Origin of the sequence: Caldinitratiruptor microaerophilus, from assembly GCF_025999835.1 — a bacterium.
In the GTDB taxonomy this organism is placed as follows: Bacteria; Bacillota; Sulfobacillia; order Symbiobacteriales; family ZC4RG38; genus Caldinitratiruptor; species Caldinitratiruptor microaerophilus.
In genome coordinates, this window is record NZ_AP025628.1 from 3265133 (window position 1) to 3288387 (window position 23255).

Sequence of the window (23255 nt, forward strand, 5' to 3'; positions counted from 1 at the left end):
GCGGTCAGTCGCTCCCGCCCAGCTCCTTCACCGCCGCCCGGGCCGCCACCAGCACCGGGTCCCACACCGGCGCGAAGGGCGGTGCGTAGCTGAGGTCCAGCTCGGCCACCTCTTCCGGCGTCATCCGGGCGTGCAGGGCGGTGGCGAAGATATCGATTCGCTTCGCCACCCCCTCCGGTCCTGCCATCTGGGCGCCGAGCAGGCGGCCGCTCTGCCGGTCGGCGATCACCTTCACGGTGATTCGCCCGCCGCCCGGGTAGTAGTGTGCCCGGGACCCGTGGCGGACCACGGCGGAGACCGGGTCGAACCCGGCCTGCCGGGCCTCGTCGGTGCTCAGGCCGGTGCGGGCGAGCTCCAGTCCGAACGCCTTCAGCACCGCCGTCCCGACCACCCCCGGGAAGGTGGCGTCGCCGCCGGCGGCGTTCTCCCCGGCCACCCGGCCCTGCTTGTTGGCGGTCGACCCCAGCGGGATGTAGGCCGGCCGGTCGCTGAGGAGGTGGTGCACCTCGGCAACGTCGCCCGCCGCGTAGATGCCGGGGACGTTCGTCTCCATGCGGGCCGTGACCTGCACGGCGCCGGTCGGCCCCAGGGCGATGCCGGCGTCCCGGGCCAGGGTCGCGGCCGGCCGGACGCCGCCGGCGAACAGGACGAGGTCGGCGTCCAGCGTGCGGGACGGGGTGACGACCCGGCGGACGCGCACGTCGCCCTCCAGGGCCTGGAGCGGCTCCCCGAAGTAGAGCGCCACCCCGTTTCGCTCCATCTCGGCCCGGGCGAGCTCGCTGAGGTCGGGATCGAAGTTGCTGAGCGGCCGCGGCAGCATCTCGACCACGGCCACCTCCAGGCCGATCGTCCGGAACGCCTCGGCCATCTCCACCCCGATGTACCCGGCCCCGACAATAACCGCCCGGCGGGGGGCGTGACCGCGGAGGTACTCGAGCAGGGCGATCCCGTCGTCCAGCGTGCGGAGGGTGAAGACGCCCGTGAGGTCGGCGCCCGGCACCGGGGGACGGGACGCCCGGCCGCCCGTGGAGAGCACGAGCACGTCGTACTCCGTCTTGAAGGTCGATCCGGACGGGTCGCGGACCGTGACGGTCCGCCCCCAGGGGTCGATGGCCAGCACCTCGTGCCGGGTGAGCGCCAGGATGTTCCGCTCCGACTTGAACCGCTCCGGGGTGACCACGACCAGGTCCTCCGGCCGGCGCACCTGCCCGCTGATCAGGTAGGGCAGGCCGCACGAGCCGTACGACACGTGGCTGGATGCCTCGTAGGCGACGATCTCCAGGTCCGGATCGCGCCGCCGCGCGCGGGAAGCGGCGCTCATGCCGGCCGCCACCCCGCCCACGACCACCAGGCGCCGCCTCCTGTCCGCCACGGGCGGACCCCCCTTTACTTGTCGTCCCCGCCGCTGAGGGCCTCGAGGACCTTCTGCAGGAACTGCCGCTCCGGCAGGGCGCCCACGAACATGACCTTGCCGTCGTTGACCACGGTGTGGGGGACGCTCATGACCCCGAAGCGCTCGGAGAGCTCCGGGAACTCGTTGGCCTCCACCATGTCCGCCACCACCTGGTCGGACTCCAGCGCGAACTGATGAGCCGTGCGGACCGCACGGGGGCAGTACGGTCAGGTAGGGGTGACGAACACCTGGATGTGGACCTTCTCCTTGATGGCCGCCAGCTGCTGCTTGATGGCGTCGGGCAGGCGGGTCTTGCCCTTCGAGACGTCGATGATCGTGTCGATCATCGCCCCGAACTCGTACCCGGCGGGGATGCCGAACCAGCGGGCGCCGTGCACGACCTCGTTGGCCACCAGGATCGCCGGCGCCTTGTCGATCCCGTACTGCCGGGCCCTGTCGGGTTCGGCCTCGATGTCGATGACCTCCGCGCGGAGGAGCGGCGAGAGCTCCGCCACCTCCTGCACGAGCTGGACGGTCTCCTTGCAGTACTGGCAGGGCTCCCGCCCCGGCAGGATCAGCTTGCTGTCAGGCTTCGTGAAGACCAAGAGCCGGACGGGCTGGACGAGTTCCTTCTGGAACTCCTGTTCCAGCGTCTTCCGGTCCGCCTCCCTCAACAGGCCCATGCAGGCCACACCCCCAGGGTATACCCCCTATGGTATTTCGATCCCATCTTAGGATACCCCTAGGGGCGTGTCAAGATCACCCCGCGCCGGGCGGACCCGGCGGGGTATGGCGACGTCGTGGCGCTGTGGCCGGGCTCGGCCTGACCGTTTGGCTCGATGGGCCTGCGACGACCCCGACGGCGTCTCACTGTGCAGAACGCCGTCAGCGCCGGCGGGACGAAACGCAGAAGGTGACAGGCGAGGCGCCGCTCTGGGTGTCAGGTTCTGCGTCTGGGTGCCCGCACCTCGCCCGGACGTGGGCACGAAGAGGCCGCTCGACCGCATGGGGTTTACTGGTATTCGATCTTATGTCGACAGGAAGCGCTGGCCGGAGGACCGGAAACGCAAAGGTTGACAGGCAACGGCCTGTCTCGCCGCGCAACGTTTGCGTTTTCGATCCAGATACTCCCGGTCCACCGGGCGCCCGGCGTCATGAACAGCGCGACGGCCGGTGCGGGCGGCGGCCTGAGCGGCCCCCGGGCAGACGCGGTGCCGGCGCGGGCCTCGCCGCGCCAGCCCCGGGACGGTTTCGGATTTCCGGCATCCAGCCGAGCACGCGCTCCCTCCCGGGAAGTGAGGGCCGAGGTTATACTCCATGGGGGGAGGCCTGACGGATGGCCAGCGTTCACCTCCTGCCCGGCCGGCAGCGGCGCCTGGCGGACGGGCACCCGTGGGTGTACAGGACGGAGATCGCCGACGTGCAGGGCTCTCCGGAGCCGGGCGCGGTGGTGGATGTCGTCGACAGCCGGGGCCGGTTCGTCGCGCGGGGGCTCTACAACCCGCAGTCGATGATCGCCGTGCGCATCGTGACGCGGGACCCGGACGAGGCGGTCGACGAGCAGCTCATCCGCCGGCGGCTGGAGGAAGCGTGGTCCTACCGGCGCCGGGTCGTCCCCGAGCACCTGGGGGCCTGCCGGGTCGTGTCCGGCGAGGCGGATGGTCTTCCGGGCCTCTTCGTCGACCGGTATGACCGCGTCCTGGTCGTCCAGGTGGTCTCGCTGGGCATGGAGCGGCTCCTGCACGCCGTTCTCCCGGCGCTTCGGGACCTCCTCGACCCCACGTCGATCTACCTGCGCAACGACGTGCCGGTCCGCCAGCTCGAGGGTCTCCCCCTGGACAGCGGCTGGGCGTATCACACGGGCCCGGACCGCGTGTGGGTCCAGGAGCACGGGGTGCCCTTCGTGGTCGACGTCGTCGCCGGGCAGAAGACCGGCCACTACCTCGATCAGCGGGACAACCGGCCGCTGGTGCGCCCCCTGGCTGCCGGGGCCCGGGTACTCGACGCCTTCTGCCATACCGGCGGCTTCGCCCTGAACGCCGCCCTGGGCCAGGCCGAGAGCGTGGTGGCGGTCGACTCCTCGGCGGCCGCGCTGGCCACGCTGCAGGAGAACGCCGCCCGGGCGGGGCTCGGGGGCCGGATCGAGACGGTGGAGGCGAATGCCTTCGACCTGCTGCGTGCCCACGACCGGGAGGGCCGGCGCTACGACGTCATCATCCTCGACCCGCCGCCCTTCGCCCGGAACCGGGCCTCGCTCCCGGGCGCCCGCCGGGGCTACAAGGAGATCAACCTGCGCGCGCTCCGCCTCCTGACCCCCGGGGGGTTCCTGGTGACCTGCTCCTGCTCGTTCCACATGACCCCGGACCTCTTCCGCGAGGTCGTGGCGGAAGCCGCCCGGGACGCCGGGCGCCGGCTGCGCCTGGCCGCCGAGCGCGCCCAGGGCCCCGACCACCCGATCGTGCCGGGGTACCCCGAGAGCCATTATCTGAAGTGCCTGATCTACGAAGTCCGATGACCCGGCTGGTCCGGTCCGCGCGGTGGGATTTGCCAGACTGCGCGGCGCGCGCTATAATAGCACCGGAATGGTCAAAGAAAGACAAAGTCGACCGGAAAGGGGGCCGGGGGATGGCCAACCTCGCCGATCTCATCGAAGACTTCCTGAAGGAGCAACTCCGCCAGCAGCGTAGTATCGAAGTGCGGCGGGCCAGCCTGGCCGAGCGATTCGGCTGTGCGCCGTCCCAGATCAACTACGTGCTGGCAACCCGCTTCACCCCCGCCCGCGGCTACGTCGTGGAAAGCCGGCGGGGTGGCGGAGGCTACATCCGGATCGTGCGGCTCGAGCTCGGCCCGGAGGACCTCCGCTCGCTGGTGCTGGAGCGGATCGGGGACGAGCTCTCGCAGGACGAGGCCGTGGACATCATCCGGGGCCTGCGGGAGAACGGGCTCGTCACCGACCGGGAGGCGGCGGTGATGGAGGCTGCCGTCAGCCGGGAGACCCTGGGGCTGGGGCTGCCGCTCCGGGACATCGTGCGGGCCCGGCTCGTCAAGGCTATGGTGCTGGCGGCCCTGCGGGCGTGACCCGCCCGGGCGGAGGGGGAAGGACCGTGCTGTGCCAGAACTGCGGCCAGCGGCCGGCGACGGTGCACATCGTCAAGCAGGTCAACAACCACAAGGAGGAATACCATCTCTGCGAGACCTGCGCCCGGGAGCAGGGCCAGTTCTCCATGGAGTTGCCGAACTTCTCGCTGCAGCAGCTGCTCGCCAGCATGCTGGAGGAAGGGCCGTGGGGGCCCATGCCGGGGTCCCTCCAGGCGCCGGCGGAAACCCGCTGCCCTTCCTGCGGGCTGACGTTCCGCCAGTTCAAGGAGCGGGGGTTCTTCGGCTGCGGCCAGTGCTACACCACGTTCGAGGGCGAGCTCCTGCCCCTCCTGCGGAGGATGCAGGGTTCCGACCGTCACGTCGGAAAGGCGCCGCGGCGGACGGGCGGGCGCTTGCGGGTGCGCCGGGACCTGGAGCAGCTGCGGCAGCAGCTGCAGCGGGCGATCGCCGCCGAGGAGTACGAGAAGGCGGCCGAGCTGCGGGACCGCATTCGGGTCCTGGAGCAGCGGCTGGAGGCAGGGGGTGAGGGTGGTGCCGTGGAATAAGGTGGTCGACCGGGCCATGAGCCACTGGATGGAAGCCACCGGCCCGCACTCCGACGTGGTGCTCTCCACCCGCATCCGGCTGGCCCGCAACCTCGAGGGCTTCCCCTTCCCGCACATGCTCAGCGAGGGCCAGGCCGCCGAGGTGATCCGCAAGGTCGAGGCCGGGGTGCGGGAGATCGACAAGATCCAGGTCCCCGGCGTGGTCTCGCCGGTGGAGCTGTACCGCCTGGCGGAGATCCCGCCCCTCGCCCGGCAGGTGCTGGTGGAGAAGCACCTCATCAGCCCGCCGCTGGCGCAGGACGCCCGGGGCCGGGCGGTGGCGATCTCCGCGAACGAGGCCGTGAGCATCATGGTGAACGAGGAGGACCACATCCGCATCCAGGTGCTCAGCTCGGGCCTCGACCTGGAGAACACGTGGACCCTGGCCTCCCGGGTGGACGATGCGCTGGAGGAGAAGCTCACCTACGCCTTCCACAACGTGCGGGGCTACCTCACGGCCTGCCCCACCAACCTGGGGACGGGTCTGCGGGCGTCGGTGATGGTCCACCTGCCGGCGCTCGTCATCACCGGCCAGGCCGGGCGCCTCTTCAACACGCTGGGCCAGTTCGGCCTGGCCGTGCGCGGGTACTTCGGCGAGGGTACGGACGCGCAGGGGAACATCTATCAGATCAGCAACCAGGTCACGCTGGGCCGGTCCGAGGAGGACATCATCTCCAACCTGAACGGCGTGGCCCAGCAGGTCATCGAACACGAACGCAAGGCCCGGGATCACCTGAAGCGGCAGATGCGGGCACAGATCGAGGACCGGGTGGGCCGGGCGTACGGCATCCTCACCGGTGCGCACATCCTCTCCTCCGAGGAAGCGATGCGGCTCCTGTCGGACGTGCGGCTCGGGGTCGACCTGGGGCTCATCCCCCGGGTGCCGGTGAAGGTGCTGAACGAGCTGCTGGTGGCCATCCGGCCGGCCTTCCTGCAGAAGACGGCGGGGAAGGACCTCGGGCCCTTCGAGCGGGACGTACGCCGGGCGAGCCTGGTGCGCCAGCGGCTTGCCGCCTGAAGGGCCTGAAGGGAAGGAAGGGGTCCGGGGATGCCCGCCCCACGGCGGGAGCAAGCTGGAGCGGGGACACCAAAGGAGGCGAGGCCATGTTCAGCCGCTACACGGAACGGGCGCAGCGCGTGATCGTGCTGGCCCAGGATGAGGCCCGCCGGCTCAACTACGACTACGTGGGCACGGAGCACCTGCTCCTCGGGCTCATCCGGGAGGGCGAAGGGATCGCGGCCAAGGCGCTCCAGTCCCTCGGGATCAGTCTGGAGCAGGTGCGGGCGGAAGTCGAGAAGATGATCGGCAAGGGCACCGCCAGCGCGCGCGGGGAGATCGGCTTCACGCCCCGGGCGAAGAAGGTCATGGTCGAGCTGGCGATCGAGGAAGCGCGCCTCCTGGGCCACAACTACGTCGGCACCGAGCACATCCTCCTGGGCCTGATCCGGGAGGGCGAGGGCGTCGCCGCACAGGTGCTGCAGAACCTCGGGGCGGACCTCGAGCGGGTCCGCAACCAGGTCATCCACCTGCTCGGCGGGGTGCCGCACACCCAGGGCGCGGCGCCGCCGAAGGCGAAGGCGAAGACGACGACGTCGACCCTCGACCAGTTCGGCCGCGACCTCACCGCGATGGCCCGGGAGGGCAAGCTGGACCCGGTGATCGGCCGGGAGAAGGAGATCGAGCGGGTCATCCAGATCCTCAGCCGGCGCACGAAGAACAACCCCGTCCTGATCGGCGAGCCGGGCGTCGGCAAGACGGCGATCGTCGAGGGCCTGGCGCAGCGCATCGTCGAGGGCCGGGTGCCCGAGCTCCTCAAGGACAAGCGGGTCGTCTCGCTCGACCTGGCCTCCCTCGTGGCCGGCTCGAAGTACCGGGGCGAGTTCGAGGAGCGCCTGAAGAAGGTCATGGAGGAGATCCGCGGCGCCGGCAACGTGATCCTCTTCATCGACGAGATGCACACGATCATCGGCGCCGGCGCCGCCGAGGGCGCGATCGACGCGTCGAACATCCTCAAGCCCGCCCTGTCGCGGGGCGAGCTGCAGGCCATCGGCGCCACGACCATCGACGAGTACCGCAAGCACGTGGAGAAGGACGCCGCGCTGGAGCGGCGCTTCCAGCCGATCATGGTCGAGGAACCGTCGGTGGAGGACTCGATCGCCATCCTCAAGGGCCTGCGTGACCGCTACGAGGCGCACCACCGGGTCGAGATCACCGACGCCGCCATCGAGGCCGCGGTGCGCCTGAGCGCCCGCTTCGTGACCGACCGGTTCCTGCCGGACAAGGCCGTCGACCTCATCGACGAGGCCGCCAGCCGCGTGCGCCTCCGGAGCTACGTGGCGCCGCCGGACATGAAGGAGCTGGAGCAGAAGCTCGAGGAGGTCCGCAAGGAGAAGGAGGCGGCCGTCCAGGGCCAGGAGTTCGAGAAGGCCGCCCGCCTGCGGGACCGCGAGCAGCGCCTGAAGGAGGAGCTCGAGCGGATCCGCAGCGAGTGGCAGCAGAAGAAGGTGACCGCCAAGAGCGTGGTGACCGAGGACGACATCGCCCAGATCGTCAGCTCCTGGACCGGCATCCCGGTCACCCGCCTGGCGATGGAGGAGTCCGAGCGCCTCCTGAAGCTCGAGGAGGTCATGCACGAGGACGTCGTGGGCCAGGACGAGGCCGTGCGCGCCGTCGCCCGGGCGATCCGCCGGGCGCGGGCCGGGCTCAAGGACCCCAAGCGGCCGATCGGCTCGTTCATCTTCCTCGGCCCGACCGGCACCGGCAAGACCCACCTGGCCCGGGCGCTGGCCAAGGCGCTCTTCGGCGACGAGGACGCGATGATCCGCATCGACATGTCGGAGTACATGGAGCGGCACACGACCTCGCGCCTCGTCGGCGCCCCGCCGGGGTACGTCGGCTACGAGGAGGGCGGCCAGCTCACCGAGGCGGTGCGCCGGCGCCCGTACAGCGTCGTCCTCCTGGACGAGATCGAGAAGGCCCACCCGGAGGTCTTCAACATCCTCCTGCAGGTGCTGGAGGACGGCCGGCTGACGGATGCGAAGGGCCGCACCGTGGACTTCCGGAACACCGTCGTGATCATGACCTCCAACGCCGGCGCGCACGCCATCCGCGGGGACAAGCGGATGGGCTTCGTGGTCGGGACGGAGGACGCCGAGAAGGAATACGAAGAGATGAAGAAGCGGGTCATGGACGAGGTGAAGCGGATCTTCCGCCCCGAGTTCCTGAACCGCGTCGACGAGATCATCATCTTCCACTCGCTCACCGACGAGCACCTCAAGAAGATCGTGCAGCTGGAGATCCGGAAGGTGGCGCGGCGGCTGGAGGAGAACGGGATCCGGGTCGAGGCCACCGACGCGGCCCTGATGAAGCTGGTGCGCGAGGGCCACGACCCGCAGTACGGCGCCCGGCCGCTGCGGCGGGCCATCCAGCGCCTGGTGGAGGACCCGCTCTCGGAGGAGATGCTCAGGGGCACGTTCGGCCCCGGCGACGTGGTGGTGATTGACACCGACGCCGAGGGGAACATCAAGTTCTCGAAGAAGGCGCCGGAGAAAGCGCCCGCGACGGCCTGAGACGGGGGCCCCGGCCGTGGGGCGGTCGGGGCCCGGAGCGCGGGCACGGCGGGACGGAGGCGCGAGCGGGGCCGGAACCCGGTGGGGTTCCGGCCCTGCGCAGGTGGTGCTGGCCTTGTTCAGTGACCGCTGGCGTGGGTGGCGACGGCGGCCTTGCCGGTCAGGCGGTCCATCCAGCTCCGCCAGATCGGGCGGAACCAGTAGTCGACACCCAGGTAGCCGGCGTACGGGCCGCCGATCAGGATGAAGATGCCGAGGGTGAACAGGATCGGGTTCGTGCTGGTGCTGCCGGCGAGCATGAAGTTGAGGTTCATGAACACTCCCATGAAGGCGGCGAACAGGGTCGCGAAGCCGGCGATCAGCGCCAGGCCCACCAGGAACTCGCCCCACGGAATGAGGAAGTTGAAGAGCCCGACGTTCGGCAGGGCGAATCCCTTCAGGAAGGCGGCGTACCAGGGCTGGACGGCCGGGTGCTCGCCCGTCGCCTTGGCGATGGCGCCCTTCAGGAAGCCCGAGGCGTCGAAGGGCTTGGGGCCGGTGAGCTTCTCCCAGCCCGCCTCCAGCCACTGGTACCCCACGTACAGGCGGAGGACGAGCCAGATCCAGGAGGCCTGCTTGCTCTTCAGGTAGGCTTTCATCCTTGTGGTCCCTCCTCCCTGTGCTTTGCAGCTTCATCATAGCCACACCTGGATACGACTCACTAGAACACGAATGTACACACGTTCACATGGTCCGATGGAAGCGCCGGGTGGTCCGAAAGGACCATCCTACCCGGCGGAGGCAGGGCACGGGCGGGGAGAAGGGATCGGGCGCGCACCCGGCGAAGCTACCGGGCCGGGGGGAGCGGGATGGCGAGGGAACGCACGGTCTTCGTGTGCCAGGAGTGCGGGCAGGAGGCCCTGCGCTGGCAGGGCCGCTGCCCGGGGTGCGGGGCGTGGGGGACCATGGTCGAGGAGCGGGTGCCCGCCCCCTCCGGGCGCGGTGCCGCGGGCCGTGCCCGGGCCGGCGCCGGCCCCGGGGCGGTGGGGCACCTTCCCGTCCCCATCGCCGAGGTGGACCCCGGGGAGGCGCCCCGGGTGGTCACGGGGATCGGCGAACTGGACCGGGTCCTGGGCGGCGGGCTGGTCCCCGGGTCGATGGTCCTCGTGGGCGGCGACCCGGGCATCGGCAAGTCGACTCTGCTCCTCCAGGCCGCCCACCGGCTGGCCCTGCAGGGCGTGGGGGTGCTGTACGTCTCCGGGGAGGAATCCGCCCGGCAGGTGCGCCTGCGGGCGGACCGCCTCGGGGCCCTCGCCCCGGGGCTCTACGTGGCCTCCGAGACCGACATGGACCAGATCGAGGAGAACGTCCGGGTCCTGTCCCCGGGCGTCCTGGTCGTGGACTCCATCCAGACGGTGTTCCGCCCGGACCTCTCCAGCGCCCCGGGCAGCGTCACCCAGGTGCGTGAGGCGGCGTCCGATCTTCTGCGCCTCGCCAAGTCGACCGGGGTCACGGTGCTGGTGGTGGGCCACGTCACCAAGGAGGGCGCCATCGCCGGGCCCCGGGTGCTCGAGCACATCGTCGACACGGTCCTCTACTTCGAGGGCGAGCGCCAGGGCCAGCTGCGGGTGCTGCGGGCGGTAAAGAACCGGTTCGGGTCGACCGGGGAGATCGGGCTCTTCGAGATGCGGGACGGCGGCCTCGCCGAGGTGCCCGGCGCTTCCCAGGTGCTCCTGGCCGAGCGCCCCGCCGGCGCGGCCGGGTCCGTGGTGGTGCCGTGCGTGGAGGGCACCCGCCCCCTCCTCGTCGAGGTGCAGGCCCTGGTCAGCGCCACCCCCTACCCGAACCCGCGCCGGACCGCCACCGGGGTCGACCTGACCCGGGTCCAGCTCATCCTGGCCGTGCTCGAGAAGCGCGTGGGGCTCCACCTGGGCGGGCACGACGCCTACATCAAGGTGGCGGGCGGGGTGCGGGTCGACGAGCCGGCGGTCGACCTCGGCCTGGCCGTGGCGCTCGCCTCCAGCTTCCGGGAGGTGCCGGCCGACCCCCATACGGTCGTGCTCGGCGAGGTGGGCCTGGCCGGCGAGGTCCGGGCGGTGAGCCGGCTCGCCGAGCGTCTCTACGAGGCAGAGAAGCTGGGCTTCCGCCGGGCGGTGATCCCGGCCGGCAACCTGCGGGCCGAGGGCCGGCGCGGGGACATCGAGTGGGTCGGCGTGCGGACGGTGGCGGAGGGCCTGGAGGCCGCTCTGGGCGGGTCCCGTGAGGAGGTCGGGCAAGGGTGGTAGACGAGCGGGACGAGCGCCTGGGGCGCGTGCTCCGCATCGTCGCCCCGGGCACCCCTCTGCGGGAGGGGCTGGAAAACATCCTGCGGGCGCGCACGGGCGCGCTGATCGTGGTGGGGGACACCCCGCAGGTGCTGGCGCTCCTGGACGGGGGGTTCCGCATCGACACCGAGTTCCAGCCCCAGTACCTGTACGAGCTCGCCAAGATGGACGGGGCGATCGTCCTCAGCCACGACGCCCGTCGCATCCTCTACGCCAACGCCGGACTCGTGCCGGACCCGGCGATCCCCTCGACGGAGACCGGCATGCGCCACCGCACCGCCGAGCGGGTGGCCCGCCAGACGGGCGAGCTGACCATCGCCGTGTCGCAGCGCCGGAGCATCATCTCGCTCTACATGGGCAGCCTGCGCTACGTGCTGCGGGACATGAGCATCCTGCTCACGAAGGCGAACCAGGCGTTGCAGACACTGGAGCGCTACCGGGCCGTCCTCACCCAGGCCCTGGTCAACCTGAGCGCCCTCGAGCTGGAAGACCTGGCCACGGCCACCGACGTCGTGAAGGTCCTGCAGCGGTTCGCCTCGGTGCTGCGCATCGTGCGGGAGATCGAACGGTACGTGGCCGAGCTCGGGGCGGAGGGGCGCCTGGTGGGGATGCAGCTCGAGGAGCTCGTGGCCGGGCTGCAGGAGGAGGGGCAGCTCCTCCTCCGCGACTACGCCCGCGGCGAGGACGGCCGTCCCCCGGAGGGGCTGGCGGAGCAGCTGGCCGGCGGGGCGATCGACCTGACCGATCCGGTCGCCATCGGCCGCGCCCTGGGGCTCGGGCCCACCCTCGAGGTGCCGATCACCCCGCGGGGCTACCGGCTCCTGCGAAAGATCCCCCGCCTGCCGATGCCGGTGATCGAGAACCTGGTCCGCCACTTCGGCGACCTGCCACGGATCCTGCGGGCCAGCACGGACGAGCTCGACGAGGTCGACGGGATCGGCGAGGCCCGCGCCCGGGCCATCCGCGACGGCCTGCGCCGGCTGAGGGAGCAGACGATGCTCGAGCGGGACCTGTGAGCCTGTGAGAACGAACAGCGCCGGGGGTGACCCCCGGCGTCGATTTCGTGCGGCGGCGGCTGGGCGCGCTCAGGCGAAGTTGAACACCCCCAGCGCGACGAGCTTCTTGTGCTCCTTCAGGAGGATGTCGTAGAGGTTCAGGTCGAACTGGTTGCAGAGGGCTGCCAGGTAGAAGAGGCTGTTGCCGATCTCCGCCTCCAGGATCTCCCGATCATGTTCACAGAGTTGGCCGCTCAGGTGGGTGTGCATGTGGTTGCGCATCTCGTGCAGCGACACGTCCGCGGGAACCTGCTGCTTCACCGCCTCGATCCGGATGCAGCCGCACTGGGTGACCGACTTGGTGATGGCCCGGTTGATCCTCGCGTTGGCCTCCTGAAGCTTGGCCAGCACGTCCAGGATGCTGCGATGGCGGATGAGGTACTCGCCCACCGCCTCTTGAAACTGGTCGCACAGCAGATCCTTCACGAACCGACCCACCCCTTCGCGCTGCCTCACCGCAGGCCGAACACCTTGTATTTTAGCAGAGCCCGGAACCCGGGACAAATGGCCGCCGGGCGGTCGCGCGGCGGGCGGGCCCCGTTGACAGGTCGGGCCGGGGCGTGCTAGTGTTGATGCCAACCACACACGCTGCCAGCGTGATCCACCTGGCAAAGGCCATGACGGGGCAAAGTAGTCCGGAGAGCGGCCCGCACAGGGAGGGACGCCGCGACTGAAAGCGTCCCCGGGAAGCGCCGGGCGAAGTTCGCCCCTGAGCCGCCCGCTGAAGCGCCTGCCGCCCCGGCAGGCGTGGGTAGGCGGGGCCGGCCGCCCGCCGTTATCCGGGCAGGGTGTCGGAGCCGCCGCTCCCGCACCCGGCGAGCGGCCGCCTCCGGGCGGCAAGAAGGGTGGTACCGCGGGACACATCGATCCCGCCCCTTGCAAGGGGCGGGATTCTGTTTTCGGGGGAGGAAGGCTACATGGGTGAGGCCGTGGCGCTCCGCGTGCGCGAGGGAGCGGGCACCCGGAAGCGGATCGAGGTGGGCCCCGGGCTGTGGGTCGGCGGTGAGCGGCCGGCGGTGCTGGTCGCCACCCCGGTGGACGGGGAGGTGCCGGGCGCCGGCGGAAGGGCGGCCGCCGGCGGGGTGACGCGGCGGGTCCGCCTGCTTGCCGCCGCGGGATTCCCGCTGGTGGAGCTGCGGCCGGGCTCCTCTCCCTACGGCCCCGCCCCGGACCCCCTCGACCTCGTCCGGGCGGCACGGGAGGGGGCGGACGTGGCCCTCGCGTTCCCCGTCACCGACCCGGCAGCGCTGACCAGCCTCGAGGGGCACGTCGACGCGTACCGCGTCCCACCGGCCCACATGCAGAACTTCCGGCTCCTGCGCGCCCTGGGCGCCGTCCGGACCCCCGTGCTCCTCTCGCGGGGCCCGGCGGCCACCATCGAGGAGTGGCTCCTGGCAGCCGAGTACGTCCTGGCCGGCGGCAACGACCGGGTGATCCTGTGCGAGACCGGCGTGCTCACGGCCGGCGGGGGCCCGCTCCCGGTTCCCGACCTGGCCGCCGCGCTGGAGGCCGCGCGGCAGACGGCCCTGCCGGTACTGCTGGACGTGAGCTACGTGCCCCACCCGCCCGGGCCGCTCGTCCGGGCGGCGCTGGCCGCCGGGATCGGCGGCGCCGTGCTGCGAGTCGAGCGCGACGCCGACCCGGACTTGCTCGCCCCGCTTCTGGCGGGCGCCGAGCTGGGGCGGGGGGCCAGCCTCCCTGCCGTGCGGCGGGCCATCGACGCCACGGACCGGGTTCTCCTCGCGGCCCTGGCGGACCGGATGCGCCTGGCTGCCCGGGCCGGGACCGTCAAGGCCCGTCTCGGGCTCACCGTCTACCAGCCCGAGCGGGAGCAGCAGCTCGTCGAGGCCCTGGTCGGCGACGCCCGGGAGCCCCTCGGCGCCCGGGCGGTGCGGGCGATCTGGCGGGAGATCCTGCGGGCTTCCCGGGAGGTCCAGCAGCCGGTCGGGCCGGCCGGCAGCGAGCGGCACAGGCCGGCTCCGGCCTCCCAGGCGGCGGCCGACTGAGCGCCGGGAACGCGGCGGCAGCGGCCCCCGGCCCTGCCGGACGCACCTTGCGATGATGCGCAGCGGCGGTATGCTGGAGGTGGCGGTCGTGGTGGAGCACCTCGCGGAGCGGGCCCGGAAGCGCGGACTGTCCGGCGGCGAGAGGCGCATGACGGCGGGGTCCCGGGGCCGGCGGGTGGCCGGCCCCGGGGTGCGGCCGGTGCACCGAACGCTCCGGCGAGACCGCACGTCTTTATCTTCAGGGGGGTGGTCGGGTGTTCCGGAGAAACCTGCGCCTGATCCTCACCATCGCGGGGATCGTGGGCGGGCTGGTGCTGACGGCGTTCAACCTCGAACCCATCCGGGAGATCTGGCCGGCGGCCGGCGGGACCCTCGGGGTCTGGGGCACGGTGCTGACCCTGACCTCCGGAAGCCTTCTCGGTGGACTCATCGGTTTCTTCCTCTTTCCCGCCGTGACCTGGATGGAGAGCCGGCTCACCCGGACGCCGGTCCACGATCTGCTGTTCGGCGCCGGAGGGCTCATCATGGGCCTTCTGATCGCCACGCTCCTCAGCTTCACGGTCGCCAGCATCCCGTGGTTCGGGAGCATCGTGGGGGTGCTGGCCGCCCTGGTGTTCGGCTACCTGGGCATGACCCTGGCGACCCGCAAGCGGGACGAGCTCGCCGGGCTGTTCGCCAACTGGAATCCTCCCGGCAAGCGAAAGGGGGAGACGGACACCCGGCGGGAGCGCGACGGGACCCCGAAAGGTCCTGTACCCAAGATCCTGGACACCTCGGTGATCATCGACGGGCGCATCGCCGACATCGTCCAGACGGGTTTCCTGGAGGGCCCGCTGGTGATCCCGTCCTTCGTCCTCGAGGAGCTGCGGCACATCGCCGACAGCTCCGACGTGCTCCGGCGGAACCGAGGCCGGCGGGGGCTCGACATCCTGAACCGCATCCAGAAGGAGCTGGCCGTCCCCGTCGAGGTGTACGAACGCGACCTCGGCGAGGGCGAGGTCGACTCGAAGCTTCTCAAGCTCGCCCGGCTGCTCGGGGGGAAGATCCTCACCAACGACTTCAACCTGAACAAGGTCGCCGAGCTGCAGGGGGTCAAGGTCCTCAACGTCAACGAGCTGGCCAACGCCGTCAAGCCGGCGGTCCTCCCGGGCGAGGAGATGTCGGTGACGATTATTAAGGAAGGAAAGGAGCCGGGCCAGGGCGTCGCCTACCTGGACGACGGCACCATGATCGTGGTCGACGGCGGCCGGCGCCACATCGGCGACACCGTCACGGTGCTCGTGACGAGCGTCCTGCAGACGGCGGCGGGGCGCATGATCTTCGCCCGGCCACGGGAGCCGCAACGGGGCGGCGGGGAGCGAGACCGGGAGCGGGTCGCCCCGTGACCATCCCTCTGGGTCCGGCCGGACTGGCGGTCGGAGTGACGGCGATCGTGGCGGCCGGCGGTCGGGGGACCCGGGTCGGAGGGCCCGTCCCCAAGCAGTTCCTGGACCTGGCCGGCCGGCCCGTGCTGGTCCGCAGTCTGGAGGTGCTGGCCGCCGACCCCCGGGTGGACGAGCTGGTGGTGGCCGCCCCGCCGGGGTGGGTCGACCGGGTGTGGGAGCTCGCCCGGCAGTACGGCATCCCCAAGCTCACCCGGGTGGTGGAGGGCGGGGAGACGCGGCAGGAGTCGGTCGGGCGGGCGTTCGGGGCGGTCTCCTCCCGCCCCCGGGTGGTGGCGATCCACGACGCCGCCCGCCCGCTCCTGCCGCCGGCACTCCTGGCGGGCCTCCTGGAGGCGGCGGGCCGTTACCCGGCGGTGATCGCCGCGGTGCCGGTGCGCGACACGGTGAAGGAGGCCGCCCCCGGCGATCCGCCGCGGGTGGCCCGGACCCTGGCCCGCGAGCGCCTGTGGGCCGCCCAGACCCCGCAGGTGTTCCACGCGCACGTCCTGGAGGCGGCGCTGGCCCGGGCCCGGGAAGACGGCTTCACCGGCACCGACGAGGCGGCCCTGGTCGAGCGCCTGGGCGAGCCCGTCGTGCTGTACCCGGGCTCGGCGGAGAACCTCAAGCTCACGACGCCCGAGGACTTCGCCCTGGCCGGGGCGCTCCTGGCCCGCCGGCACGCGGCGGCCGCGCCGCCGGCGCCGGCATGAGCCCCGTCGCCGGTTCTGCGGGAGGATGAGGCGGTCCGTGCGGATCGGGATCGGTTACGACATCCACCGGCTGGTGCCCGGGCGGCGGCTCGTGCTGGGCGGTGTGGAGATCCCCTGGCGGCTGGGCCTGGAGGGCCATTCGGACGCCGACGCCCTCACCCACGCGGTGATCGACGCGGTCCTGGGCGCGGCCGGGCTGGGGGACATCGGCCAGCTGTTTCCGGACACCGACCCGGCCTTCGCCGGGGCAGACAGCGTGGCGCTCCTGGAGCGGGTGGTCGCGCTCGTCCGGGAGCGGGGGTGGCGGGTCGGCAACGTGGACGCCACGGTCCTGTGCGAGCGCCCGCGCATCGCCCCGCACCGCGAGGCGATGCGCCGGCGCCTGGCCGCCGCCCTGGGGGTTGCGCCGGAGGACGTCGGCATCAAGGCCACCACCAACGAGGGCCTGGGGGCGATCGGGGCAGGGGAGGGCATCGCCTGCTACGCCGTGGCCCTGCTCGTTCGAGATTCTCCTTGACGCCCTGGTTCCCAGGCCCTATAATCAGGGCATCCAAACCGAGAATGGTTCTCAAAGGCGAGGAACGGGAGGAGTACCCGCCCGCCGCCGCACAGAGAGCCGCCGCCGGAGCGCCACCGGGGCGCCGGGCTGCAAGCGGCGGCCGGAGAAGCCTGCCGGCGGGTCCGGCAGGCAGGGCGGACGGGGAAGATGCACCCGGGAGCCGGGGTCCGAACGTCCGGCGCATGCCGGCCAAGTAGGCGCCCACGGGGGCCTCCGTTACGGGGCCGGGGGATCGGCCGCAAGGCCCGTCCCTGCCGAGATGGGCGCGGAGTCCGGAGCCACCGCCTGCCGCGGGGCGCCGGGCCGGCCCAAGCAGAGTGGAACCGCGGATCGGCCGTCCGCCTCTGCGCACCGCAGAGGCGGACGCTCTTATATCCCCATAGACCGCTCGGAAAAACGTTCGCAGTGAAGGAGGATGGCGATGCTCGCCCGCCTGAAGCGCGACATCCAGGCCGTGCTCGACCGGGACCCGGCGGCCCGCTCCGTGCTGGAAGTCATCCTCTGCTATCCGGGCCTGCACGCGCTGTGGCTGCACCGCATCGCGCACTGGCTCTGGACGCACAACCTGAAGCTCCTGGCCCGCATGGTGTCGAACCTCTCCCGGTGGCTCACCCTGATCGAGATCCACCCGGGCGCCAGGATCGGCGAGGGGTTCTTCATCGACCACGGGGCCGGGGTGGTCATCGGCGAGACCGCGGAGATCGGCGACAACGTGACCCTCTACCAGGGCGTCACCCTGGGCGGCACCGGCAAGGAGAAGGGAAAGCGGCACCCGACGATCGGCAATAACGTGGTGATAGGGACCGGCGCGCGCATCCTGGGCGCCATCACCATCGGCGACAACTGCAAGATCGGGGCCGGCGCCGTGGTGCTGCGCGACGTGCCGCCCGACTGCACGGTGGTCGGGAACCCGGGCCGCATCGTCCGCCGCAGCGGGCAGAAGGTCGACCTGCTGGACCACGTCAACCTGCCCGACCCGGTGGCCGCCGCGCTCGACCAGCTCACAAAGGAAGTGCACCGGCTCCAGGCGAAAGTGAAGAACCTGGAGGCGGAACTCGCCCTCATGAGGGCGCGGGGCGAGTCGCCCGAGGAGAGGGAGGATATCCCGCGTGCCCGTACGGCTGCTCAATGACCTCACCCGGCAGGAAGAGGAGCTGGTCCCGCAAGAGCCGGGCCGCGTGACCTTCTACAACTGCGGCCCGACGGTCTACAACCTGTTCCACATCGGCAACGCCCGGACGTTCCTCGTCTTCGACGCCCTGCGGCGGTACCTCCGCTACCGGGGCTACACGGTGACGTACGTCCAGAACTTCACGGACGTCGACGACAAGATCATCCGCCGGGCGGCGGAGCTCGGCGTGCCGGAGCGGGAGCTCGCCGACCAGATGATCCAGGAGTACTTCCGCGACGCGGACGCCCTGGGCATCGAGCGGGCGGACTTCCATCCCCGGGTCACGGACCACATCCCGGAGATCGTCGAGCACATCGCCGCCCTCGTGGAGAAGGGCTACGCGTACGAGATCCCCGGCGACGGGGTGTACTACCGGGTCACCCGCAAGCCGGACTACGGCAAGCTCTCCCACCGCTCCCTGGACGAGCTGCAGGCCGGGGCCCGGGTGGAGGTCGACCCCCGGAAGGAGCACCCGATGGACTTCGCCCTCTGGAAGGCGCAGAAGGAGGGCGAGATCGCCTGGGACTCGCCCTGGGGAAAGGGCCGGCCCGGCTGGCACATCGAGTGCTCGGTCATGGCCCGCCACTACCTGGGGGACACGCTCGACATCCACTCCGGCGGGGAGGACCTCATCTTCCCCCACCACGAGAACGAGATCGCGCAGTCGGAGCCGGTGACGGGCAAGCCCTTCGCCCGGATCTGGCTCCACACCGCGTTCCTGAACATCGGCGGCGAGAAGATGTCCAAGTCCAGGGGGAACTTCTTCTGGGTCCGGGACGTGCTCCGGCAGTACGACGGGGAAGCCGTCCGCTTCTTCCTGCTCTCCGCGCACTACCGCAACCCCCTGGACTGGCGCGATGACCTGGTCGAGGCCGCCAGGGCCGGCCTCGAGCGGCTCTACAACGCCGCCCGGGCCCTGCGCCACCTGGCCCAGGCGGCCAGCCGGGAGGAGCTCACCGACGCCGAGCGGACCCTCCTGGCCGATCTCCGCCGTCACCGCGACCGGTTCGTCGAGGCGCTCGACGCCGACTTCAACACGGCCGTGGCGCAGGCCGTGCTCTTCGACCTGGCGCGGGACACGAACACCCGGGTGCAGCCGGGTGCCAGCCGGGCGCTGGCGCGGGGGGCACTCGACCTGCTGCTCGAGCTGGGCGGCGTGCTCGGGCTCTTCGGCCGCTTCCGCCAGGAGGCAGCGGAGGACGGCGGGCTCGACGCCGAGATCGAGCGCCTCATCGCCCTCCGCCAGGAGGCCCGCAAGGCCCGTAACTTCGCCGAGGCCGACCGGATCCGGGACGAGCTCCGGGCCCGCGGCATCCTCCTCGAGGACACCCCGGCCGGGGTCCGGTGGCGCCGCGCATGACGGCGACCCGGCCCGAGCTGCTACCTGCCCTCACACTGGCCTACGTGGGCGACGCCGTCCACGACCTGTATGTCCGGGAGTGGCTGGTGCGGCAGGGCGGCGCGCAGCCGGCGGGGCGGCTGCACCGCGCCGCCACGGCCTACGTGCGGGCCGGGGCCCAGGCCGCCGCCCTGCGGGCGCTCCTGCCGGAGCTGAGCCCCGTCGAGGCCGACATCGTGCGGCGGGGCCGCAACGCCCGGCCCGCCCACGCCCCGCGCGGGGCGGACGCCGCGGAGTACCAGGCGGCCACGGCCTTCGAGGCCCTTGTGGGGTACCTGTACCTGAGCGGGCAGCGTGAGCGGCTGCGGGCCGTGCTCGCCCGGGCCGTCGCGCACGCCGGCGAGGGCCAGCCGGCCCGGTGAGGAGGGGGCGGAGCTTGTCCCGCTACAGCCCGGAGGAAGCGGCGCTGCTGTCGCGATACGTCAGCAACCTCGACCGGAACGTTTACGCCATCTGGGGGCTGCCCGAAGAGGTCATCGCCGTGGTGTTCGCCCGGGTGAGCCGGTCGCCGGCGAGCTTCCGCGACAACCTCCTCTCCCTCATCCGGGACCGGGAACTGGCGCTGGCGTCGCCGGACGGGGAAGGCCCGCCCCCGGAGGCCCGCTTCGACCTCGAGAAGGCCCGCCGGTTCCACGAGCGGGTGGTGATCGGCTACGGGCATTCGAGCGTGGCCGAACTGGCGGTGGCCCACGTGGGCATCGAGCGGATCTCCCGCCTGGCGTCGGCGCGCCTGGAACTGGCCAACCCGTTCCTTTCCTTCGTTGAATACTCACAGCGCTACCAGCGCCCCGCACGCGGGGGGTACGTGGTGCCGCCCGAGCTCGAGGAGCGGCCCGACCTGCGCGGTGCCTTCGAGCAGCTGCAGGACGAGACGTACCGCGCGTACGAGGAGCTGCAGGCGGGGCTGGTCGACTACCTGCGCGGGGTGATCGGGCCGCGGGAAGGGGAGGGCGAGAAGGCCTGGCGGTCCCGCCTCGAGAAGATCGCCTTCGAGGACGCCCGCTACGCCCTCACCCTCGCCGTCCACACGAACCTGGGGCTCACCGGCAACGGGCGGGCCCTCAGGGACGCCATCGTCCGGCTCCTCTCGGACCCCTACCCGGAGTGCCGCCGCCTGGCCGCCGCCATGCGGGAGGAGGTGTCCGCCGTCCTCCCGGTTCTCCTGCGCCACGCCGAGGAGAGCCCGTACCAGACGCAGACCCGGCTGGCGTTCGAGGCGGAGCTGGGCGACCTGGGCTCCTGGGCGCCGCGGGGTGCGGAGGCGACCCGCTCCTCCGCCTCCGGGGCGGCCGGCCCGCGGGCGGCGGTCCTGCTCGACTGGACGGGCCGGGACGGCACGGCGCCGGAGGCCGGACCGGCCCGCGACGCCGCACCCGCCGGGGACTCCATCCCGCCGGACGAGGTGCGGGCCCTCCGGACCCTCCTCGAGGGCGCTCTCACCACCCACAGCCGGCTGGGCGGCGAGGCGCTGCGCCGCCACGTCGCCGATCTCCCCGCAGACCGCCTCGTCCGCCTCGCCCGCGTGCTCGTCGACCGCCTGGGCCCCCACGACCACCCGCACGATGCCTTCCACCGCGTCGCCTACGAGGTGGAGTTCTGCGTCTCCGAAGCGTGCTGGCACCAGCTCCTGCGCCACAGCCGGAAGGTCGACTTCGCCCCGGCGGAGCCGCGCCCGGACGACGGGTGGGTGGTGCCCCCGAACGTCCGCGCCGCAGGGCTCGAGGGGGTGCTGGCCCGGGCGGTGGAGGCCAGCGAGGCGCTGTACCGGCGCCTCCTCGCCGACGCCCCCCTCGCCGCGCCCTACGTCCTCACGGGCGCGCACCGCCGGCGCGCCCGGGCGCGGTTCGACCTCTGGGAGCTGTACCACCTCGTCAACCTGCGCGGCGGCCCGGAGGCGCAGTGGGAGATCCGGGAGGCCATCCTCGACCTGAACGAGCAGGTCCGGCGCGTGCACCCGCACCTCGCACCGACCCGGCGGCGGGCGTAGGCGCCCCGCATGGCCGCCTGCCCCGGCGCGCATGCTGAAGTCACCGTAAGGAGAATGGATCGTGGCGGAGGAGCACATCGCCGGCCGCAACCCGGTCCTGGAGGCGCTGCGGGCCGGGCGGCCGATCCACCGGCTGCTGGTCGCCCGGGGCGCCGTGGAGGGATCCATCCGCCAGATCCGGGCACTGGCCCGGGAGCGGGGCGTGCCGGTCCAGGAGGTCGACCGGGCGCGGCTCGACGCCCTCGCCGGCGGGGTCCGCCACCAGGGCGTGGTGGCGGTGGCGGCGGTCCGGGAGTACGCCTCGCTGGAGGACATCCTCTCCCGCGCCCGGGCGGCCGCGGAGGATCCGCTCTTGCTCGTCCTCGACGGCATCGAGGACCCGCAGAACCTGGGCTCGCTCCTCCGCACCGCCGACGCCGTGGGGGTCCACGGGGTGGTGATCCCCGGGCGGCGGGCCGCCGGCCTCACCCCGGCGGTGGCGAAGGTGGCCGCCGGCGCCGTGGAGCACGTCCCCGTGGCCCGGGTGACCAACCTGCCCAGGGCGATCGCCGAGCTCAAGGAGGCGGGGCTCTGGGTCTGCGGGGCCGCACCCGGCGCCCCGACCGTCTACCACGAGGCGCGGCTCACCGGGCCGCTGGCGGTGGTGATCGGCGGGGAGGACCGGGGGCTCAGCCGGCTGGTCGCCGAGGCGTGTGACTTCACCGTGCGGATTCCCATGCGCGGACACCTGAACTCGCTGAACGCGGCGGTCGCCGGTGCCATTCTCCTCTACGAGGTGCGGAGGCAGCGGGACAAGGGGGCGTCCTGATCCGCCCCGGCCCACGGGCCTCCGCACGGCGCCCAGATCGGCCCGGGGGAGGGAGGCCCGGTGGACGGGAGGACCCGGGTCCGTTCCCGGCGACGGCACGTGGCGCTCGGGGCGGCGATCGCGCTCCTCGCCGCCGTGGCGGGCAGCGCGGTGGCGGCGCGCGCCCTGTCCGGCCGGTGGCCGGCGGGGCGGTGGCCCGGCCACCCCGGTCGCGGCCGGGGCGGCTGGCTCTTGCTGGTGCCGTACGGCGCCGGAGGACGGTCGGGGGGCCTGCCCGGGAGGCCGCCGGGGGACGTGCCGGGGACCCCGCCTGACCCCTCGACGGGCGGGGCCGCGGCGCCGGGGCCGCAGGCTCCGGGCGTCGGGGAGGCCGGGGGCAGTTCCGCCCCCGATCTGGCCCGGCTGCGGCTCCTCGCCCGCTTCGAGACGCCGGTGGTATCGGCCCAGGCAGGGCGGGTGGCGAACATCCGGCTGGCGGCGGCGAAGATCGACGGCCACGTGGTCCCGCCCGGCGGCGAGTTCTCGTTCAACCGGGTGGTCGGGCCCCGCGACCCGCAATTCGGCTGGCAGGCGGCGCCGGAGCTGTACAGCGGCGAGTTCGTGGTCGGCTACGGTGGCGGGGTCTGCCAGGTGTCGTCGACCCTCTTCAACAGCGTGCTCCTCGCCGGCCTTCCGGTCACCGAGCGGCACCACCATTCCCGGCCCCTCACCTACGTCGACCTCGGCCGCGACGCGACGGTGGCCTGGGACGGCCTGGACTTCCGCTTCCGCAACACGACCGCCGGACCCGTCCAGATCCGGGCCCGGCTCCTGAGCGGGTCTCCGCAGCGGATCGAGGTCGCCCTCTACGGCGCCGTGCGGGTCCCGGCCTACCGGCTGCGGACCCGGGTGGACCGCTACACCCCGCCCGAGATCGCCGAGATCCCGGACTCCAGCCTGCCGGTGGGGCGGCGGCTCGTCGTCGAGGAGGGGCGGCCCGGCTACCAGGTACGGGTGATCCGCACGGGGCCCGACGGAAGGGAGGAGGTCGTCGCGCGGGCCTTCTACGCGCCCAGGCGTGGCCACGTTGTGGTCGGGACCGCGCTGCTGCCCGCCCCGCGCGGAGACGCGGGGGCGGCGCCGCTGCCGGTTGCCCCGGCCGCGCCGGACACGGGTTAACGCCCACGGATTTGCACTATCCTCTTGTT

21 protein-coding genes and 2 pseudogenes are annotated in these 23255 nt (G+C 72.4%); 18 read left to right on the forward strand and 5 right to left on the reverse strand.

The features are described 5' to 3' along the window. Positions 1-4 precede the first annotated feature (4 nt). The 3 genes and pseudogenes from caldi_RS15840 to caldi_RS15850 form a co-directional block, all read right to left on the reverse strand. Entirely contained in the window at positions 5-1372 is a 1368-nt protein-coding gene (locus caldi_RS15840) for an FAD-dependent oxidoreductase (protein WP_264842715.1), read from the reverse strand. A 14-nt stretch (positions 1373-1386) separates the two neighbouring features. Further along, positions 1387-1608: pseudogene (locus tag caldi_RS15845) on the reverse strand (thioredoxin family protein); the annotation flags it as partial. 12 nt (positions 1609-1620) lie between these two features. Then, positions 1621-2076: a thioredoxin family protein gene (locus caldi_RS15850; RefSeq protein WP_264842716.1), complete on the reverse strand. Its 456-nt coding sequence runs from the start codon at positions 2074-2076 to the stop codon at positions 1621-1623. A gap of 653 nt (positions 2077-2729) precedes the next feature. Between caldi_RS15850 and caldi_RS15855 the strand changes: the two genes are divergently transcribed. From caldi_RS15855 to caldi_RS15875, 5 genes are all read left to right on the forward strand, one after another. Continuing rightward, positions 2730-3908, forward strand: a complete 1179-nt coding sequence (locus caldi_RS15855) for a class I SAM-dependent rRNA methyltransferase (RefSeq protein WP_264842717.1) — start codon at positions 2730-2732, stop codon at positions 3906-3908. A 110-nt stretch (positions 3909-4018) separates the two neighbouring features. Then, a complete protein-coding gene (locus caldi_RS15860; RefSeq protein WP_264842718.1) occupies positions 4019-4471 on the forward strand; it encodes a CtsR family transcriptional regulator in 453 nt (150 codons plus the stop codon). A gap of 26 nt (positions 4472-4497) precedes the next feature. After that, a complete protein-coding gene (locus tag caldi_RS15865; protein WP_264842719.1) occupies positions 4498-5037 on the forward strand; it encodes a UvrB/UvrC motif-containing protein in 540 nt (179 codons plus the stop codon). Next, positions 5024-6094: a protein arginine kinase gene (locus caldi_RS15870; RefSeq protein ID WP_264842720.1), complete on the forward strand. Its 1071-nt coding sequence runs from the start codon at positions 5024-5026 to the stop codon at positions 6092-6094. The genes caldi_RS15865 and caldi_RS15870 overlap by 14 nt, the downstream gene beginning before the upstream one ends. 86 nt (positions 6095-6180) lie before the next feature. After that, complete coding sequence (locus caldi_RS15875; protein ID WP_264842721.1) at positions 6181-8646, forward strand: ATP-dependent Clp protease ATP-binding subunit; 2466 nt, start codon at positions 6181-6183, stop codon at positions 8644-8646. Between the two features lie 119 nt (positions 8647-8765). Here the strand turns inward: caldi_RS15875 and caldi_RS15880 are convergent, their stop codons facing one another. Then, the gene (locus caldi_RS15880; protein ID WP_264842722.1) at positions 8766-9284 is read right to left on the reverse strand and encodes a DoxX family protein; all 519 of its coding nucleotides are present in this window, start codon (positions 9282-9284) and stop codon (positions 8766-8768) included. 210 nt (positions 9285-9494) lie between these two features. Between caldi_RS15880 and radA the strand changes: the two genes are divergently transcribed. Together radA and disA are read left to right on the forward strand one after the other, a co-directional pair. Further along, on the forward strand, positions 9495-10910 hold the full coding sequence (radA, locus tag caldi_RS15885; RefSeq protein ID WP_264842723.1) for a DNA repair protein RadA: 1416 nt from the start codon (positions 9495-9497) through the stop codon (positions 10908-10910). Beyond that, complete coding sequence (disA, locus tag caldi_RS15890; RefSeq protein ID WP_264842724.1) at positions 10904-11965, forward strand: DNA integrity scanning diadenylate cyclase DisA; 1062 nt, start codon at positions 10904-10906, stop codon at positions 11963-11965. The genes radA and disA overlap by 7 nt, the downstream gene beginning before the upstream one ends. A 69-nt stretch (positions 11966-12034) precedes the next feature. On the opposite strand, the gene caldi_RS15895 is transcribed toward disA, so the two are convergent. Beyond that, positions 12035-12430 carry a nucleoside triphosphate pyrophosphohydrolase family protein gene (locus caldi_RS15895; protein ID WP_264842725.1) on the reverse strand — a complete coding sequence of 132 codons (396 nt, stop codon included), beginning with the start codon at positions 12428-12430 and terminating at the stop codon, positions 12035-12037. A gap of 491 nt (positions 12431-12921) precedes the next feature. On the opposite strand from caldi_RS15895, the gene caldi_RS15900 reads away from it, so the two are divergent. The 11 genes and pseudogenes from caldi_RS15900 to caldi_RS15945 all read left to right on the forward strand — a co-directional run bounded on the left by caldi_RS15900 (position 12922) and on the right by caldi_RS15945 (position 23226). Then, positions 12922-14010 (forward strand): bifunctional 3-deoxy-7-phosphoheptulonate synthase/chorismate mutase type II, encoded by a 1089-nt coding sequence (locus tag caldi_RS15900; protein WP_264842726.1) that lies wholly within the window; start codon positions 12922-12924, stop codon positions 14008-14010. A 46-nt stretch (positions 14011-14056) separates the two neighbouring features. After that, positions 14057-14155: pseudogene (locus tag caldi_RS17840) on the forward strand (CarD family transcriptional regulator); the annotation flags it as partial. Between the two features lie 109 nt (positions 14156-14264). Further along, positions 14265-15395, forward strand: a complete 1131-nt coding sequence (locus tag caldi_RS15905) for a PIN/TRAM domain-containing protein (RefSeq protein WP_264842727.1) — start codon at positions 14265-14267, stop codon at positions 15393-15395. After that, positions 15392-16144 (forward strand): 2-C-methyl-D-erythritol 4-phosphate cytidylyltransferase, encoded by a 753-nt coding sequence (ispD, locus tag caldi_RS15910; protein WP_264842728.1) that lies wholly within the window; start codon positions 15392-15394, stop codon positions 16142-16144. Before caldi_RS15905 ends, ispD begins: the two co-directional genes overlap by 4 nt. A gap of 37 nt (positions 16145-16181) precedes the next feature. Beyond that, on the forward strand, positions 16182-16661 hold the full coding sequence (gene ispF, locus caldi_RS15915; protein WP_264842729.1) for a 2-C-methyl-D-erythritol 2,4-cyclodiphosphate synthase: 480 nt from the start codon (positions 16182-16184) through the stop codon (positions 16659-16661). Positions 16662-17124: 463 nt separating this feature from the next. Further along, entirely contained in the window at positions 17125-17835 is a 711-nt protein-coding gene (gene cysE / locus caldi_RS15920) for a serine O-acetyltransferase (protein WP_264844832.1), read from the forward strand. Next, positions 17813-19234: a cysteine--tRNA ligase gene (cysS, locus tag caldi_RS15925; RefSeq protein ID WP_264842730.1), complete on the forward strand. Its 1422-nt coding sequence runs from the start codon at positions 17813-17815 to the stop codon at positions 19232-19234. The genes cysE and cysS overlap by 23 nt, the downstream gene beginning before the upstream one ends. Continuing rightward, positions 19231-19635, forward strand: a complete 405-nt coding sequence (locus tag caldi_RS15930) for a Mini-ribonuclease 3 (protein WP_264842731.1) — start codon at positions 19231-19233, stop codon at positions 19633-19635. Before cysS ends, caldi_RS15930 begins: the two co-directional genes overlap by 4 nt. Positions 19636-19649: 14 nt before the next feature. Further along, positions 19650-21260, forward strand: coding sequence for an FAD-dependent thymidylate synthase (locus tag caldi_RS15935; protein WP_264842732.1), 1611 nt, complete (start codon positions 19650-19652; stop codon positions 21258-21260). A gap of 61 nt (positions 21261-21321) precedes the next feature. After that, positions 21322-22068, forward strand: a complete 747-nt coding sequence (gene rlmB, locus caldi_RS15940) for a 23S rRNA (guanosine(2251)-2'-O)-methyltransferase RlmB (protein WP_264842733.1) — start codon at positions 21322-21324, stop codon at positions 22066-22068. A gap of 60 nt (positions 22069-22128) precedes the next feature. After that, positions 22129-23226 (forward strand): VanW family protein, encoded by a 1098-nt coding sequence (locus caldi_RS15945; RefSeq protein ID WP_264842734.1) that lies wholly within the window; start codon positions 22129-22131, stop codon positions 23224-23226. The last annotated feature ends 29 nt before the right edge of the window (positions 23227-23255 follow it).